Genomic DNA, 17,887 nt, shown 5'->3' on the forward strand with positions numbered 1-17,887 from the left:
AATGAGCGATTTAAAAAATACGAACATTTTAGTGGTAGATGATGAGGAAGATATTACCGACCTCATCAAAGATATTTTAGAGGATGAAGGTTTTACTGTGCGCACAGCTTCCAATGGTGGCGAAGCGCAAAAAGCCATTCAAGATAGTAAGCCCGATCTCATTCTACTTGATATCTGGATGCCAGATATTGATGGTATTTCTTTAATGAATGAATGGAAAAAAGCTTACCAAAGCTTGCCATTTTCAGTTGTCATGATGAGCGGACATGGCACATTAGAACACGCCATTGAAGCCACAAAACTCGGCGCTTTTGACTTTTTAGAAAAGCCACTAACATTGGCAAAATTGGTTGCAGTTGTCAAACGCGCTTTAAAAGAGCAAATCATTCAACCAACGTTGAAACCACAGGCACTAACACCGCAACTAACAATCGAGCCCGTAGGCAAAAGCCCAATGATGTCATCGCTCCGTATGAAGGCAAAACAAATTGCTGAATCAGGGAATCGTACGGTGCTATTGAAAGGTGAGTTAGGTTCAGGTAAACATCTATTTGCACACTATATTCATTCATTATCTGATCGCAACCAAAGCCCAATCATTGCTGTGAATTTAGGCCAGTTAAACGAAGATAATATTGAAGAAACTTTGTTAGGTAAAGAAGAAGGTTCTTTGATCACTCAAGGCATTTTAGAGCAGGCTAATGGCGGCAGTATTATTTTAGAAAATGCATCTCAATTAAGTTTAGAGGCACAAAATAAACTAGCCAATATTATCAATGACAATGAATACTTTAGAATCAATGGCAAAAACTTATTGTCTAAAAACATTCGTTTCATTGCTGTTTCCCGCGATGACTTATCCATTCTCGTGGATGAAAAAGAGTTCAGCGAAGCACTTTATTATAAGCTCAATATTTTACCGTTAGATATTCCACCTTTATCATCTCACCCTGAAGATGTGCCTGATTTAATTGCTTTTTACATCCATCATTTTGTGGAAGAAGAGCATTTGCAATATCGTCATTTCCCGATTGCCGTACAAAATCGATTACGCAATCATACATGGCATGGCAATGTACAAGAGCTGAAATCCATCGTTCAACAGTTGCTAATTTTAGGTAAAAGTGAAGAAGTCACATTAAATGAAGTCAATGATTTGCTCACCAAAAAAAACCAAACTCGTGTAATTTCAGAAGATCTATTGCCATTGGATTTACCATTACGTGAAGCACGTGAACAGTTTGAAAAGGCTTATCTATTGGCACAATTTAAATCCTGTGAAGGCAACATTGCAAAATTGGCAGATAAAGTTGGCATGGAGCGCACTAATTTATATCGCAAATTAAAATCGTTAGACATTGATCCTAAAAAAATATCATGAGCATTCAAAACAATTTAAACCAAATCTTGGATCGCATTGCCAATGCAGCACAAACTTCAGGCAGAAAACCTGAAGATATACTATTGCTATTGGCAACGAAAACTCAGCCAATTGAATGCATTCAAGAAGCCATTAATCTTGGCTTTGGCTTAATTGGAGAGAATCGCGCACAAGAAGTGACGGAAAAATTCCCTCATATTCAACGCGCTGATCAAATCATCATGCCTTATCAGCAGCACTTTATTGGCCATCTGCAAACCAATAAAGTTCGTGCAATTTTTCCTTATGTGCAATGCATTCAATCAGTGGATCGCACATCTTTAGTTGAAAAATTACATGCAGAATGTGAAAAGCAGAATGAAACACGCGAAATATTCATTCAAGTGAATGTATCGAAAGAAGACAGCAAACAGGGTTTAGCAACGGATCAGCTCTTCCCTTTCTTAGAAACTTTACAGCAATTTCCAATGCTTAAAATTCGTGGATTAATGACAATTGGCTTAAATGCGGATGATGAAAAATCCGTACGTGAAGGTTATGCTCATTTAAGAAACTTAAATGAACAAGCCATAACTCAAGGTTTAATGCCAACGACCGCGACAGAATTATCCATGGGCATGAGCCACGATTTAGAATGGGCAATTGCTGAAGGCGCTACAATGATTCGCGTTGGTAGTGCAGTATTTGGTGCTCGTCAATAGCAAATCATAAATTATAGAAATAATTTTCATATTTTTACTTGAAATCCTAAAACCCTACCCCATCTTAATAAACATTAGAAATTTACAGTTTATTTAAAGCATTTTTAGGAGCAACTGAATATGAGTAAAATTATTGGTATTGACTTAGGTACAACAAACTCTTGTGTAGCAGTAATGGATGGCGAAAAAGTTCGCGTGATCGAGAATGCAGAAGGTGATCGCACAACGCCTTCTATCATTGCTTACACAGAAAGTGGTGAAATTTTAGTGGGTCAACCTGCTAAACGCCAATCTGTCACAAACCCCAAAAACACATTATTTGCAATCAAACGTTTAATCGGTCGTAAATTCGATGATGCTGAAGTTAAAAAAGACATCGATTTAGTACCATACTCAATCATCAAAGCTGACAATGGCGATGCTTGGGTGAGCGTATTGGGCGACAAAAAATTAGCACCACCTGAAGTTTCTGCACGTGTTTTAATGAAAATGAAACAAACTGCTGAAGATTTCTTGGGTGAAAAAGTAACTGAAGCAGTTATCACAGTACCTGCATACTTCAATGACTCACAACGTCAAGCAACGATCGATGCTGGCCGCATTGCTGGCTTAGAAGTTAAACGTATCATCAACGAGCCAACTGCAGCTGCATTAGCATACGGCATGGATAAAGGCTCGAAGAAAGACGCTAAAATCGCTGTATATGATTTAGGTGGCGGTACATTCGACTTGTCTATCATTGAAATCGCTGACGTTGATGGTGAAAAGCAATTCGAAGTATTGTCTACAAATGGTGATACTTTCTTGGGCGGTGAAGACTTCGATGCTGCTGTTATCGATTACTTAGTGCAAGAGTTCCAAAAAGAACAAGGCATTGATTTACGCAACGATCCTTTAGCATTGCAACGCTTGAAAGAAGCTGGTGAGAAAGCAAAAATTGAATTGTCTTCAGCGCAACAAACAGAAATCAACTTGCCTTACATCACTGCTGATAGCACTGGTCCAAAACACTTGAACATCAAGTTAACACGTGCAAAATTAGAATCTTTAGTAGAAGATTTAATCGAACGCACTTTGGCACCATGTAAAGTTGCATTGAAAGATGCTGGTTTGACAGTTTCACAAATCGACGAAGTTATCTTGGTTGGTGGTCAAACTCGTATGCCTAAAGTACAAGAAAAAGTTAAAGAGTTCTTTGGTAAAGATCCACGTAAAGACGTTAACCCTGACGAAGCTGTTGCATCGGGTGCTGCGGTTCAAGGCGGTGTTTTAGGTGGTGATGTTAAAGACGTATTGTTATTAGATGTCACGCCATTATCATTGGGTATTGAAACAATGGGTGGCGTAATGACTAAGTTGATCGACAAAAACACAACGATCCCAACGAAAGCAAGCCAAACATTCTCAACTGCAACAGATAACCAACCAGCCGTAACAATTCACGTATTGCAAGGTGAACGTCCTCAAGCTTCTCAAAACAAAACTTTGGGTCAATTTGAGTTATCAGACATTCCACCAGCACCACGTGGTGTTCCACAAATCGAAGTAACTTTTGATATCGATGCGAATGGCGTAATCAACGTATCAGCAAAAGATAAAGCAACCAACAAAGAACAATCTATCGTGATCAAGTCTGACTCTGGTTTATCTCAGGAAGACATCGACAAAATGATCAAAGACGCAGAAATGAATGCTGAAGAAGATAAGAAGTTCCAAGAATTAGTTGCTGCGCGTAACTCTGCTGAACAAATGATTCACATGTCAGAAAAATCTTTGAAAGATTTGGGTGAGCAAGTTGATGCGAACGAAAGAGCTGCAATTGAATCAGCAATCTCTGAACTTCAAGAAGCTGTAAAAGGTGATAACCTTGAAACAATTCAGAAGAAAACTGAAGCCTTGACAGAAGCTGCTGGTAAAGTTGCTGAAAAAGCATACGCAGCACAACAACAAGCTGGTGAAGAAGGTGCGGCACAAGGCCAAAATCCTGACAACAAGCAAGATGATGTTGTGGATGCAGAGTTCGAAGAAGTTAAAGATGATAAGAAATAATTTATTTCGATAAATTATCTAGTGAAGCAATATCCCATTTTGGGATATTGCTTTCTTCAAGTTAGAAACTCATAACTTATGAGTAATCTTGCGAATTATTATTTATAAATTATTAGTTTTACAGTTAAGGAAGCAAAGAAATTATGTCACAACGCGATTATTATGAAATCCTAGGTGTTGCAAAATCTGCAACACAAGACGAAATCAAAAAAGCTTATCGTAGAATGGCAAGCAAGTATCATCCTGATAAAAACATTGGGAATGAAGAAGAAGCGGAAAAGAAATTCAAGGAAGTTCAAGGCGCTTATGACATTTTATCGGATGAGGAAAAACGCCGCATGTATGATCAATACGGTCATGATGCTGTGAATGGCCAAGGCGGTGCTGGCGGATTCGGCGGCGGTGGTTTTGGTGGATTCAGTGGCTTTGGCGACATGGATGACATCTTCTCTCAATTCTTTGGTGGCGGTGGTGCTCGCAGTTCTGGACCACGCGCATATAAAGGTGATGATGTTGGCTATCAATTAGATATCTCCCTAGAAGAAGCCGTATTTGGTACAACTTCACGCATCCAAACTAATATTCGCAGCACATGTGATCATTGTGATGGCACAGGTGCAGAACCTGGCACCTCAATTACAACTTGTGATACATGCCATGGTGCAGGTCAAGTTCGCCGCTCACAAGGTTTCTTCTCTGTTCAGCAACCATGCCCAACTTGTCATGGTCGTGGTAAAATCATCAAGAATCCTTGTAAAGTTTGCCGTGGCTCTGGCAGCGAATACAAAACTCAAACATTGGAAGTTAAAATCCCAGCAGGCGTAGATACTGGCAACAATATCCGCTTAGAAGGTAAAGGCGAAGCTGGCGGAAATGGTGGCCCGAATGGTGATTTATATGTTCAAATTAATGTTCGCCCACATCCTATCTTTAAACGTGATGGACAGAACTTACATTGCATCGTTCCTATCAGTTTTGTAACTGCTGCATTAGGTGGCGAAATCGAAGTACCGACTTTGGATGGTCGCGTAAACCTTAAGATTCCTGCTGAAACACAAACGGGCCGAGTATTCCGTTTACGTGCAAAAGGTGTAAAATCCATCCGTGGTGATCACCAAGGTGATTTGCTCTGCACAGTGAACATTGAAACACCTGTGAAATTAACAGCGGAACAAAAAGAGATCTTAAAACAATTTGGCGAAACACTTGGGGAAAAACATAATCCACAAGAAAAAGGCTGGCTGGATCGTGTAAAAGACTTCTTTGATGATGTTAAAAAAAAATAGTTGATCTTTTCCATAAATAAATACAATCCCGATCTTAGCTATCGGGATTTGTTTTAATGTATAACTATAAAATATGAGAAAAAATATATACTTTTTAGATTTTGAAAATCTCCAATCCACAGAAGATGAACTCGATGAATTCATTGATGATAATTGCGAAATTTATCTCTTTCATGGCGCTCATCAGAATAACTTCCCTGCTTTTTGGCTCAAAACTGCCATTGAGTTAGGTCAGAGATTGCATATCGTACAACTCAAAGAATCTGCCAATAATGCTTTAGATTTTTTTATCTCATATTACATTGGCAAATTATCGAATGATGAAACATTGAGTTTTCATATTATTTCCAATGATAAAGGTTACGATCCATTGATTGATCATTTAACAGAACTTGGCAAACACATTGATCGAATATCGAGAACGCGAAATCAAGTATTAATCAAAGAGAAAAATATCAGTGATCGTGATATTAATCCTGAATTGGTCAAACTAGCTAAAACAGCGCTATCAAGAAGCAATCGCCCGAAGCATAAAGAAAAACTCATTAACTTGATTAAAAGTAGTGCTGTATTTGGCAGGCAATCCAGTGATGATTTACCTGACATCACAGATTTCTTAGCGCATTTAGAATCATTGGGATTTTTTACGATCACACAAACTCAAGTAAGTTATTCCCTGCCTGTTCAATCATCACCCCAAGCGGCGCAATCAATTAAAAAGCAGATCACACAAGTTCTATCACCCAAAATGGAACAGCAAATTCAAAATATTTTCAGCAAAGCCAATCGCCCTTCAAAGGAAAAAAGCCTTAAAGCGGTGATTGAGAGTTCTGTGATTACACAAAAAGATAATCTATCCAAACTCACAACAGATGATGTGATTCAATACCTACAACTCGCCAAAACAATATCCATTCATGCGGGTTCTGTGAGTTATCAAGCAGCAGTGACATCGCCATTGTTGAATCAAAATTATGAAAAGTGTCAAAAGATTTTAAATAAAATTAATGAACGCAGCCGCCCTACTACTGAAGAAAAATACATTGCCTCCATTAAATCTTGGACAAAATGCACAAATGATGAGGCGCAAGACATTCTAAAACGATTACGCAAAAACAATCAGCTATCAATTTAGCCTAAACTAAGCATTTTCGAGATAAACATATAATACATACCCAAAGTTCCATTACATGGCAAAATAAAGATGGTTTTATTGATCATTACAAGCGATAATCCTTATGAAGGAAAATAGCAAAATATCTATACAGCCCTCTGTTTATCTATGTTATCGGTTTGTGACATATATCAAACCATCATCCTATTGCGAATGGTTATACTGTTCTTGAAAAGAGTTTCTTAATCACTTTGTTTTATCAATGTAAGGAGATCTCCATGTTAAAAGTAATGCAATCCCCAGGTAAGTACATTCAAGGCCCAGATGCACTTCATCATTTAGCAGAACATGTTAAACCTTTAGCTGACCATGCATTTGTGATCGCAGATCATTTTGTATTTGGATTAGTTGAAGAGATCATCACGAAAAGCTTTAAGCAAGGCGATGTGAAATTCAATGAAGCGATCTTCCAAGGTGAATGCTCTCAAAATGAGATCAATCGTTTGGGTGAACTTTTAAAACAAAGTGGTGCAACAATCGTTATAGGGATTGGCGGCGGTAAAACTTTAGATGCAGCAAAAGCAGTCGCATTCTATGCTCATTTACCAATCGTGATTGTTCCAACAATTGCTTCAACAGATGCCCCAACAAGTGCATTGTCTGTAATTTATACAGATCACGGCGAGTTTGAAAGCTATCTCATTTATCCTAAAAACCCTGATGTTGTCATCATGGATACAACGATCATTGCTAATGCACCAACACGTTTATTAGTCGCAGGAATGGGCGATGCATTAGCGACATATTTTGAAGCTCGCGCATGTTCAGATGCTTCAAAAACAACAATGGCAGGTGGTTCTAGCACGCTCGCAGCAATGTCACTAGCAACTTTATGCTATGAAACATTATTGGCAGAAGGCTATAAGGCAAAATTAGCCGCAGAAGGTAAAGTCAGCACAAAAGCCTTAGAAAATGTAATCGAAGCCAATACATTATTAAGTGGCTTAGGTTTTGAAAGCGCAGGTTTAGCAGCGGCTCATGCAATCCATAATGGCTTTACTGTGATCGAAGAGTGCCACGGCATGTATCACGGTGAAAAAGTTGCCTTTGGTACATTGGTACAATTGGTATTAGAAAATGCACCACTGGATGAAATCGATGAAGTTTTAGATTTCTGCACACAAGTTGGTTTGCCTGTAACCATTGCTCAATTGGGATTTGAGGCAACTGCACCCAACTATCATGACAAACTCAAAGCTGTTGCAGAACTCAGTTGTGCTCAAGGTGAAACTATTCACAACATGCCTTTTGAAATCACAGCACAAGATGTTTACGCAGCAATCATTACCGCTGACAAACTTGGCCGTGCATGGTTAAATGAGTAAAATTACAAAATTTCTAAGTTAGCAAACATGCCCGATTCATTCGGGCATGTTTATTTTATAGAGAAATTTATATCGTATTCACTTCATAATCAAATGCCATAAATGAATCTGTACCCTCTTGATCTAACAATGCTCTTAACTCTGCACCAACTTTCACATGCTCAGGATGAACTAAATATTCATCACGCTCTTTTGCATCATCAAAGACCATATAAAAAGCATAATCAAACCCTTTATGGCGCTCAGCTGAACCATGATACTTACCATAATCAAATGATTTCATTGTTGGCAATACAGATTCCAGCGCACCAATTTTCTTAAATACTGTTTCAATTTCTTGCGCTGTCACATATTTAGCAAAACGCACCAATACAATATGTTTGATCATAGTCTTTCCTTGATAATAATGAATAATAAAATAACTCATTTAATATATGCCATATACAATAAAAAACCACTCAAAATAATGAGTGGTTTCATTTTAGACTTAATATTTCATTAATAATGAGAGCTATGCACCGCTTTTCTCAATCAAAACATGCGATGATGTTGCTGCATTCACCGTATGTTCTTGTTGCATAGCATTTGTAGCGTTTGCATCATCTTCTGTATATAGTAGTTTCAAACCACAAACACCAGCAATGATCAAAGCCAAGCTGAGCAATCGTTTAATATCTTTCGATTCATTGAAAAACATAATATTGATAGCAACAGCTGCGGCAGTACCAACACCCGTTAATACAGTATAAGCAATACTCACAGGTAGATATTTAAATGAAAAGTACAGCGCTACGAATGATGCAGCTAAACCACCGAAATATAAAAGTGTATTTACGATCGTTTTACCTCGGCTATATAAACTCAAACCAAATATACCGATCATTTCAGCTAAAATGGCTAAGGCAACCAAGCCCCAGCCGATCATACTTTGATAATTATCCATGGCTTTCCTCCTCATCTGATGATGGATCAGATAAGTTCAAACCAATGACACCGATCAAAATTAAAGCCATACATGCCATCATTCCAACAGAAATGCTAGTGCCTAATACGAATGTGTCCATTAAGATCGTTCCAACTGTGCCTGTAGCTGCAAACACAGCATAAACAGTGCCAGCGGCTAAATATTGACAAGCTTTTGCTAAAAAATTGAGATCTAATACGATAAACCCAATGACAATTGCCCACTCAAATGGTGTTTCAGCGCGATTAAAGCCATACAGCCAAATGAGCTCAAACACACTTGTGAGCCCAACATAAATCCAAGCTTTATTAAACATGATAATCCTCTATCTTTCTTAATTTAAATAATGATTTTTAGTAACTGAAAGATAAAGACGCTAATGGAGTAGCAATAAAAAATAAGAAGTTAAAAAATGTGTGGTGTTATCTTTGTGTATAACAGGCATAGAATAATTGGTAGTGGAACACGCGAATATGTTAACCGCCCGCCCACATTTGGTCAAGGCAATTATCCAATATATTATTAATACGGTTAACTATCTGTTATCGCCCGCGTGCTGTTAATGTTGCGCCAATAGAAGCCACAATAATTGCAACCAATCCGCCCCATTGAATGGCAAAAAGATGTTCACTTAAAAAGAGAATACCAAATAAAGCACCTACAGCAGGTTCCGCACTGCTTAACATTCCATAAGTTTTGGCAGGAATATGAGTCATTGCAATCAACTCCAATGCAAATGGAATGGCTGATGATAAAAGTGCTGCAGCAATGCCCAACATTAAAACTGTTGGTGTGAACAAATAACTACCTTCGGTCAATAATCCAATGGGTGCAAATAAAATTGCCCCAACAATCATACCCGCAGAAACTATAGGCAAACCATAATCTTTACCCACTTTTCTACCAAAAATAATATAAATAGCCCACCAAAAACCAGCAATCAATGCGAATAATACACCTTTGAAATTCACATTATCCACTTCATCGCCAAGCGGTAATAATAAAATTAATCCAACTATGACTAAAGCAATCCAAATAAAATCTATCGGTCGACGTGAATAAAACAGCGCCACAGACAATGGACCAATAAATTCAATGCCAACCGCAATACCAATAGGAATCTCTTTCAATGCGTTATAAAAGAAAAAATTCATCGCCCCTAAAGCTAAACCATAAACCAAAAAGTTCTTGATATTGCCTTTTTTAAAATCAATTCGCCAAGGTTTAAATACCACCAATAAAATCAATGCAGCAAACCCCAAACGCAAAGAAGTTGCACCTTCTGCACCAACCAATTCAAACAATTTTTTAGCAAATACTGCGCCCATTTGAACAGTGATCACTGCTAACATAAACACAGCAACCGCCCAAGATGCGAAAGATTCTTTATTTTCCATAACAACAACTTTGATAACGATGAGAAAAGTGATACCCAACAATTGGGCGAAACTCACAACTTACTATTTAAACTAAGGAATATCAACCTCTAAACGCTCTAAAAATCGGCGATCTTTATTAAACCAACGCATAGATTGTGGCAATGTTGGTGCACCTTCTTCTGCTTTCTCTTTAAACTCTATATATAATCGTGATTTTTCTTGATCTCGTTTAATCTCATCATCCTCTTCAAAAGATTCACCTTTCAAAATTTTGATCTTTACACGCAATAATTTTTCATACGCTTTTTGATACTTCGCCTGCATTAAATATTCATAAGGCGATGTTAATGTAATATTGAATGGCAAATGTTCGACGTGTAAAGTGACTTGATGAAAACTATTGGGCTCCAATGTCATTTCATCTAATGCGGCTTCATATGCTTTATAACGCTTATAAAATAAACCCGCGATGATCAGATCATCCTCCAAGCTGATCACATCATCAGCTTTTATCTCCATCAAGTTCTCTTTATAATCCTGATAGAGAAATAAATTGTTTTGCATCATGTATTTCGCTTGCCATTTCAAAGCATCACGAAATTTTTGATCAAAGCGATCAATATCTAATTCATATAATCGCTCCAATACTTCATCATTAGGATCCAACAATTTTTCATCCAATAATCCATTGATTGTTTGATTCAAAGCTTGTTGAATATTTAACTGCATTGAAGGCAATGTTAATGTTCCACTGTGTGACAAATTGGCAAAAAAGCTGATTCTTTCTAATCGTTCTATTCCTCGCATTTTCTGCCCATTAGACAAATCAATCACAGCATTGGCTAAATCTAGATCTAACAAACTTAAAATAGTGCCAATGTCTGGAAAAGCCGCAATTGGATAACTATAAGGATGAATATAACCTATAGATTGTTTGATGTTCTGTGGAATAGCTTCATAACGCTTTTGCAATACAGAATTGTCTCTATTCAGCGCAGAAATTTGATCAGAATTGCCAATAGTTTCTTGAATACAACCTTGATCATCATAACGATTACACATATTAATCCGCTTTTTACCATTAATCTGGATGAATGGATTAATGAATTTTAAAAGCTGTTCATCCTCACTTAAATAATCATAGATTCTTTTGGCCTTCTGTTTTGCCTGCCATGTACTCAATTCATCTAACTGCATTCTAATACCCAATTGATAATTAGCATGAGCAAGCGCTTGCCCAATTTCATAATAATTCTCTTTTGGGGAACTTATGCCCAATCCCCAAGCGTATAAATTTTGCTCAAGATCCTGAGCTTGAAGCTTAGGAATTTCATAAAATTCAGCTTGTTCTTTAGGTAAATTTTTAATTTTATGCGGATAAACTTCAGCAAATATTGGTGCCTTCAGTGCTAGACAAATGAGCATTACAAGAATTTGTTGATTCAACATAATCTGCCTTTTTATTATTGATTATATACAGCCACCCAAGTTTACATTCTACATGTTTCTCGCAGCGAATATCGCTAAACATCTATGAAAAAGATAAATATCATGTAAAATACAATGATTATCATTCGTGCATGAGTTTCATTTATGAAGGACATTGATTAGCATGAGGAAATGGCATCTTTTTCTCATACTTATTACATTATCTGTGATTTCTCTATTTGTTGGCGACACAAACATCTCTGTGGGTGAAGTACTACGTTTAGAATTAACTGAAAGACAGCTACAAGTATTCTTAGTCAGCCGCGTACCGCGCTTGATCACTATATTGATTGCAGGCGCAAGTTTGAGCATCGCGGGTTTAATCATGCAGAAACTTAGCCAAAACTCCTTTGTTTCGCCAACAACGGCGGGCACAATGGAATCTGCAAAACTTGGCATTCTCATTTCCATGCTGTTATTTGCAAGTTCTGGTTTACTCGTCAAAATGTCTTTAGCCTTCATTTTCTCATTATTAGGCACATTCATTTTCATGAAAATACTGAATCATATTCGTTATAAAGATGTGGTTTTTGTGCCATTAGTTGGCTTAATGTTCGGTGGAATTATCAGCTCAATCGCAACATTCATCGCTTACAAACATGACTTAATTCAAAACATTTCATCTTGGTTAATGGGCGATTTCTCAATGGTTTTAGCGGGCCGTTACGAATTAATGTATCTCTCCATTCCACTCATGATCATTGCTTATCTCTACGCAAACCAATTTTCTATTGCTGGCATGGGCGAGGATTTTGCCAAAAATTTAGGTTTAAAATATCAACAAGTGATCAATATCGGTTTAGCCATTGTGGCAATGATCACAGCTTGTGTGATTCTAACTGTGGGCATGATTCCATTTTTAGGCTTAATTGTCCCAAACATCGTATCCCTTTATCGTGGTGACAACCTACGTGATACTCTGCCCTACACTGCTTTATTAGGCGCTATTATCATTCTCGCTTGTGACATCATTGGCCGTATTTTAATCGCCCCAGCAGAAATCCCAATCAGTGTAACAATTGGTATTTTAGGCAGCACACTATTTGTTTGGTTACTCTTTAAAAAGGCATCAACATCATGAGTAATCGCACCAAACTCCTTATTTTATTAGGTTTAACATTCGTAAGCGTCACATTCTTTCTATTGTTTAAACTCGATTTACAGTGGCAATATCTCTTCACTGATTGGGATAAATTCACAGAAGATGCTGCTTATGCTTTCAATAAACGCAGTCAAAAAATAGCAGCAATGATCATTGCTGGTAGTGCTATTGCATTCTCCACTGTGATTTTCCAAACTGTGACACATAATCGTATTCTAACGCCTAATATTATTGGCTTAGATTGGCTATTTCTTTTAGTACAAACCGTTTTAATATTCATGCTTGGCGGGCGCAACTATGCGATGATCAGCAATGAATGGATGTTCTTTATCTCTGTTGGTACATTGGTATTATTCTCAGCCATTCTATTTAAATTAATGCTCGGAAAAGAAGGTCGCTCTGTCTATTTTCTATTGTTAATGGGCATCATCATGGGTGCACTATTCAATAGTTTATCCACATTTATGCAAGTATTAATTGATCCTAACGAATTCTTAATTGCACAAGATAAGATGTTCGCAAGTTTTAATAATGTTCAAGTCAAACTGATTGTTTGGTCTTTCGGGCTTTTAGTCGTTACATTCATCGCCTTCCTTCCCTTCCTTCGCTATTTAGATGTCCTATCTTTAGGCAGAGATCAATCTGTCAATCTTGGCGTTTCTTATCAAACTGTCGTTAAAGTTTCGCTATTTGTTGTGGCAATTTTAACAGCATTATCGACAGCATTAGTCGGACCAATCACATTTTTAGGCTTACTCGTCGTTAATCTCACCTATGAAATCTTTAGAACTTATAAACACTCTGTCTTAATCATTGGCTCGATCTTAGTCAGCATTATCTCATTGGCCATCGGCCAGATGATTGTTGAGCGAATTTTTACTTTTTCCACCACTTTATCCGTCATCATTAATTTCATCGGTGGAATTTACTTTATCTATTTACTATTACGAGGAAGCAAATAATGGTAGAAGTTAAGAATGTATCCAAATCCTATGGTCAACGCAAAGTCGTTGATAATGTTTCCATCACAATTCCTTCCAATAAAATCACTTCATTGATTGGACCCAATGGCGCAGGAAAAAGCACATTATTGGGTATGATGAGTCGATTAGCATCGCCAGATCAAGGTGAAATCATCATCGATGGCCAAAATATTAAAGACTGGAATAATGATCTTTTAGCACAAAAAATTTCCATTCTTAAGCAAGCTAACCATTTAAATCTTCGCATTACAGTGAAAGAGCTCGTCTCTTTTGGCCGTTTTCCTCATTGCAAAGGCCGTATCACCAAAGAAGATCAGCACTATATTGATCAAGCAATTGAATATATGGGCTTAAGCCACATTCAGAATAAATATATTGGTGAATTAAGTGGCGGACAGAGACAATGTGCTTTCATAGCAATGGTGGTTGCACAAAATACTGATGTCATCTTTTTAGATGAACCTCTGAATAACTTAGATATGAAACATTCTGTAGAAATTATGCGAGTGTTACAAAAATTAGTGCGCGAAAAGAATAAAACGATTGTCGTTGTGATTCATGACATCAACTTTGCATCGTGTTATTCCGATCACATAATAGCCCTCAAAGATGGCGCACTCGCTCATGAGGGAGAAACAGGGAGAATTATCGACTCTCATGTCTTAAAAGATATTTACGACATGGAGATACCGATACAGTTAATCAATGATCAACGCATTTGCGTCTATTTTTCTTAAAATCCGAATTTTTCAAGGAGTTAGAATGAAGTCATTTAAAAAAGCGGCACTCGCTTCAACGTTAGTTCTCTTATTAGCAGCATGTGGAAACGATCAACCAGCTGAGGCAACAGCAACCACTGCAACATCAGAAACACAATCAACAACTTCTGCAACAACTGAAGCTAAACCAGCAACAATGACAATCAAGCATAATGCTGGTGAAACAACTGTGAATATGAATCCTCAACGCGTTGTGGCATTTGACTTTGGCTCATTGGATACATTAGAAGCTTTAGGTGTTGATGTTATCGGTATTCCAAAAGCAAATATTCCTGCTTATTTATCCAAATATAAAGATGCAAAATACACTGATTTCGGTGGATTGAAAGAACCTGATTTTGAGGCAGTTTACAAAGCAAAACCTGATTTTATTGTATTATCAGATCGCCAAGTGAATTTATACGACCAATTCTCTGAAATTGCACCAAGCGTAAACTTCAATATCGATATCAATAACTACATGACTTCTTTAGAAGATCATACAATCGCTTTAGGTAAATTATTCGAGAAAGAAGATACTGCAAAAGCACAATTGGATGACTTGAAAGCTCAAATCGAAGCAATCAAAACACAAACAAAAGATATGTCAGATAGAGCGCTCATTGTCTTAGCAAATGATGGCAAAATCAGCGCTTATGGTCCAGGCTCACGTTTTGGCTTTATCCATGATACTTTAGGTTTCAAACCAGCGGATGATAAAATTGAAGTTTCTCGTCATGGTCAAAACATCACATTTGAATATGTGATGAACTTAGATCCTGAATACATTTTCGTCATCGATCGTAGTGCCGTTGTGGGTAATAGCGAAACAGCAGCTAAGGATTTGATTGAAAATGATTTAGTGAAAAATACTCAAGCATTCAAAAATGGCAAGATCGTTTATTTAGATCCTAACGTTTGGTATTTGTCTGGCGGTGGATTGAAATCAACACAATCAATGGTTGATGACATCAAAAAAGCATTAGCGCAATAATATTACTCAGCCCTAAATAGAAAAAGCCTCTGAAATTCAGAGGCTTTTACTCATTCAATCAGCAAATAGCCAATTTTTATTGAGCAGCTAATGGAAAGTTCACACCAAATAAACGCAATGTAACTGGTTGACTATCCGCATCTTTAAATGTCCAAGTTACTTTAATGCCTGCATTTGAAGGTACAACCAATGCTCTGCTTTCTGTAAAAGTTTCATTGGTTGCAAAATGAGCAATACCTTCATCATTCAGTACAATTAAATCCGTTTTGCCCATAATGCCATCGAATTTAACAGGTTTATTCATCGCATTTTTCAACAAAACTGTCACTGCAAATTGATTATTTTCAATCACTTTTGCACTTTTCACTTCCACAGTTAAGTATTTTTTCAGCGTATTTGCATCAGAAACACTGTAACTTGAATGCATATCATCAATTTTATTTTTAATGCTATCGCTTGCTTTTTCTAAACCTTCTTTCGCATCTTGAGATAATTCACTTGTTTTCTCTTTTGTGACATCCCAGCCTTCTTTAACATTTTCTGTCACGCTGTCTGTCATCATTTTAAAACCTTCTTTAAAACCACCCTCTTTTTCCTGAGCTGATGCCATAGAGCAAATGAAAGCTAAGCTACTCAACAATACTAATTTTTTCATACAGTTTCTCCTTGACGTTTCCATATATGGCGTAATTATAGATCATTTCAGGATAGCATTGAAAATACTTCTAACATTGGCTTTAGCTTGCTCTTTCCCATTCATTGCGAGTTAATCGCGTAATGTACTCTTTGCGATAATCATTCATTGCAGGATTATAGACATTCTCTTCTGTGCGTTGATATCGAAAACCACATTTTGCCTGTGCTTTATGCGATTGCTCATTATCCACATAATAACCGCACCATAAATTATCCAAACCAATCTGTTGAAAGCCATAATCAATCATAGCTTTTGTGGCTTCTGGCACTAAGCCCTTACCCCAATATGGCACACCAATCCAATAAGAGATTTCACCATCATTATCACCAATCGTAAAATTCGCATCACGGCCAAGCATATAACCAATCAAACCGATGGCTTTATCTTCGCCCTTCAATGTAATAGCAAAAATGTGTGGGCGCATAAAAATCTCTTGGATGATCTGTAAACTTTCTGACTCACTTTTATGAGCTGGCCAGCCCGCAATCGGACCAATTCTTTCATCTTTGGCATATTCATATAATGCAGCTGCATCCGATTCTTTCCATGCACGCAATACTAAACGCTCTGTTGTGATAATCACACTATTCTCCTTTATTAACATTGAATCACTATGTGCAGTTTAAAGAGAAAACACGCGATAAATAAGAGCCTTACTTTCGTAATTTCGGTACTTTTGACAACTAATATAAATTATTCAATAATCAACCCTTATAAAAATAGTCAATATCACAAATACCATGTTTCAATCACTGAACATTACAAAGCAGCCTGAACAAGATTATTGGATTGGTATAAGCACAGTTCAGTCATATGATCCTGCGCCATTACAATTGCCGTATGCAAACTTATTCATTTGCCAATCTGGCAATGCAAAAATGTCGATTAACTTTAAACAATATTCTATGCAAAAAGGCGATGTACTATTTTTATCTGATGATGCCATTGCCATTATGGATGATTACTCCCAAGATTTTTCGCTATTTTATTGTCTAATGGCACGATCATTTGCCTCAGAAGTTGCCTATGTTTTACCAAGTGCATTATTTTCGTATCTGCATCATCATCCTCATTTTATCGCAAATGAAAATCATGCTGCATTCATACAGAATTGGATCACGCAGAGCATATTTTCACATAAAAATGGTGATATTTATGCACGAACACTGCTATGTAATCATCTACAAAATTTTTTCTTGGTCATGGCAACACAAGTCGATCTTAAAAACACACAGTCCACAAAATATAGCCGACAAGAAGTAATTTGCTGGCGATTTTGGGCATTAATTGGTGAACATTGTCAAAAAGAGCGATCGGTTGCTTTTTATGCCAATCGATTATCCATTACACCTTACTACTTATCTCAATTAGCACAATCGCATTTCAATGATGCACCCAAAACATTAATTGATCGACAAGTCATTTTAGAAATTAAACGGCTGCTCACACAAACACAATACTCCATTGAATCCATTGCAGATGCTATGAATTTCAATGATCCATCTTATTTATGTCGTTATTTTAAAAAGCACACAGGCGTTTCATTGAGCCAATATCGAAAAACTGGATGAATATAGATTCACTATAATCTATAAATTTGTTGCGT

At 37.1% G+C, this 17,887-nt stretch carries 18 protein-coding genes; 11 read left to right on the plus strand and 7 right to left on the minus strand.

From position 1 onward, the window contains the following. Position 1: 1 nt before the first annotated feature. The 6 genes from ACA100_RS00580 to ACA100_RS00605 all read left to right on the plus strand — a co-directional run bounded on the left by ACA100_RS00580 (position 2) and on the right by ACA100_RS00605 (position 7,916). Positions 2-1,381 carry a sigma-54-dependent transcriptional regulator gene (locus ACA100_RS00580; RefSeq protein ID WP_481078084.1) on the plus strand — a complete coding sequence of 460 codons (1,380 nt, stop codon included), beginning with the start codon at positions 2-4 and terminating at the stop codon, positions 1,379-1,381. After that, positions 1,378-2,082, plus strand: a complete 705-nt coding sequence (locus ACA100_RS00585; RefSeq protein ID WP_481078085.1) for a YggS family pyridoxal phosphate-dependent enzyme — start codon at positions 1,378-1,380, stop codon at positions 2,080-2,082. Before ACA100_RS00580 ends, ACA100_RS00585 begins: the two co-directional genes overlap by 4 nt. 120 nt (positions 2,083-2,202) lie before the next feature. Next, positions 2,203-4,131 (plus strand): molecular chaperone DnaK, encoded by a 1,929-nt coding sequence (dnaK, locus tag ACA100_RS00590; protein WP_481078086.1) that lies wholly within the window; start codon positions 2,203-2,205, stop codon positions 4,129-4,131. 143 nt (positions 4,132-4,274) lie between these two features. Continuing rightward, entirely contained in the window at positions 4,275-5,417 is a 1,143-nt protein-coding gene (dnaJ, locus tag ACA100_RS00595) for a molecular chaperone DnaJ (protein WP_481078087.1), read from the plus strand. Between the two features lie 73 nt (positions 5,418-5,490). Further along, positions 5,491-6,552, plus strand: coding sequence for a PIN domain-containing protein (locus tag ACA100_RS00600; RefSeq protein ID WP_481078088.1), 1,062 nt, complete (start codon positions 5,491-5,493; stop codon positions 6,550-6,552). A gap of 257 nt (positions 6,553-6,809) precedes the next feature. After that, positions 6,810-7,916, plus strand: coding sequence for a glycerol dehydrogenase (locus ACA100_RS00605; protein ID WP_481078090.1), 1,107 nt, complete (start codon positions 6,810-6,812; stop codon positions 7,914-7,916). 67 nt (positions 7,917-7,983) lie between these two features. Here ACA100_RS00605 and ACA100_RS00610 read toward each other — a convergent pair whose 3' ends face one another. The 5 genes from ACA100_RS00610 to ACA100_RS00630 all read right to left on the minus strand — a co-directional run bounded on the left by ACA100_RS00610 (position 7,984) and on the right by ACA100_RS00630 (position 11,708). Then, the gene (locus ACA100_RS00610; protein WP_481078091.1) at positions 7,984-8,304 is read right to left on the minus strand and encodes a Dabb family protein; all 321 of its coding nucleotides are present in this window, start codon (positions 8,302-8,304) and stop codon (positions 7,984-7,986) included. 123 nt (positions 8,305-8,427) lie between these two features. Next, positions 8,428-8,859, minus strand: coding sequence for a DMT family transporter (locus ACA100_RS00615; RefSeq protein ID WP_481078092.1), 432 nt, complete (start codon positions 8,857-8,859; stop codon positions 8,428-8,430). Beyond that, the gene (locus ACA100_RS00620; protein WP_481078093.1) at positions 8,852-9,196 is read right to left on the minus strand and encodes a DMT family transporter; all 345 of its coding nucleotides are present in this window, start codon (positions 9,194-9,196) and stop codon (positions 8,852-8,854) included. The genes ACA100_RS00615 and ACA100_RS00620 overlap by 8 nt, the downstream gene beginning before the upstream one ends. A 226-nt stretch (positions 9,197-9,422) precedes the next feature. Further along, entirely contained in the window at positions 9,423-10,277 is an 855-nt protein-coding gene (locus tag ACA100_RS00625; protein WP_481078094.1) for an EamA family transporter, read from the minus strand. A gap of 72 nt (positions 10,278-10,349) precedes the next feature. Continuing rightward, complete coding sequence (locus tag ACA100_RS00630) at positions 10,350-11,708, minus strand: hypothetical protein (RefSeq protein ID WP_481078095.1); 1,359 nt, start codon at positions 11,706-11,708, stop codon at positions 10,350-10,352. 163 nt (positions 11,709-11,871) lie between these two features. On the opposite strand from ACA100_RS00630, the gene ACA100_RS00635 reads away from it, so the two are divergent. Genes ACA100_RS00635 through ACA100_RS00650 form a run of 4 tightly spaced genes read left to right on the plus strand, consistent with a single transcriptional unit; the run spans position 11,872 to position 15,584 of the window. Beyond that, a complete protein-coding gene (locus tag ACA100_RS00635; RefSeq protein ID WP_481078096.1) occupies positions 11,872-12,828 on the plus strand; it encodes an ABC transporter permease in 957 nt (318 codons plus the stop codon). Continuing rightward, positions 12,825-13,811, plus strand: a complete 987-nt coding sequence (locus tag ACA100_RS00640; RefSeq protein WP_481078097.1) for an iron chelate uptake ABC transporter family permease subunit — start codon at positions 12,825-12,827, stop codon at positions 13,809-13,811. Before ACA100_RS00635 ends, ACA100_RS00640 begins: the two co-directional genes overlap by 4 nt. After that, a complete protein-coding gene (locus tag ACA100_RS00645) occupies positions 13,811-14,569 on the plus strand; it encodes an iron ABC transporter ATP-binding protein (RefSeq protein WP_481078098.1) in 759 nt (252 codons plus the stop codon). Before ACA100_RS00640 ends, ACA100_RS00645 begins: the two co-directional genes overlap by 1 nt. 25 nt (positions 14,570-14,594) lie before the next feature. Beyond that, positions 14,595-15,584 carry a siderophore ABC transporter substrate-binding protein gene (locus ACA100_RS00650; protein WP_481078099.1) on the plus strand — a complete coding sequence of 330 codons (990 nt, stop codon included), beginning with the start codon at positions 14,595-14,597 and terminating at the stop codon, positions 15,582-15,584. Positions 15,585-15,660: 76 nt separating this feature from the next. On the opposite strand, the gene ACA100_RS00655 is transcribed toward ACA100_RS00650, so the two are convergent. Together ACA100_RS00655 and ACA100_RS00660 are read right to left on the minus strand one after the other, a co-directional pair. Further along, on the minus strand, positions 15,661-16,239 hold the full coding sequence (locus tag ACA100_RS00655; protein WP_481078100.1) for a hypothetical protein: 579 nt from the start codon (positions 16,237-16,239) through the stop codon (positions 15,661-15,663). A gap of 82 nt (positions 16,240-16,321) precedes the next feature. Further along, entirely contained in the window at positions 16,322-16,864 is a 543-nt protein-coding gene (locus tag ACA100_RS00660) for a GNAT family N-acetyltransferase (RefSeq protein WP_481078101.1), read from the minus strand. Between the two features lie 157 nt (positions 16,865-17,021). Here ACA100_RS00660 and ACA100_RS00665 point away from each other — a divergent pair, with 157 nt between their 5' ends. Then, a complete protein-coding gene (locus ACA100_RS00665) occupies positions 17,022-17,852 on the plus strand; it encodes an AraC family transcriptional regulator (protein ID WP_481078102.1) in 831 nt (276 codons plus the stop codon). The last annotated feature ends 35 nt before the right edge of the window (positions 17,853-17,887 follow it).

Source organism: Wohlfahrtiimonas sp. XWW7 (assembly GCF_056716055.1).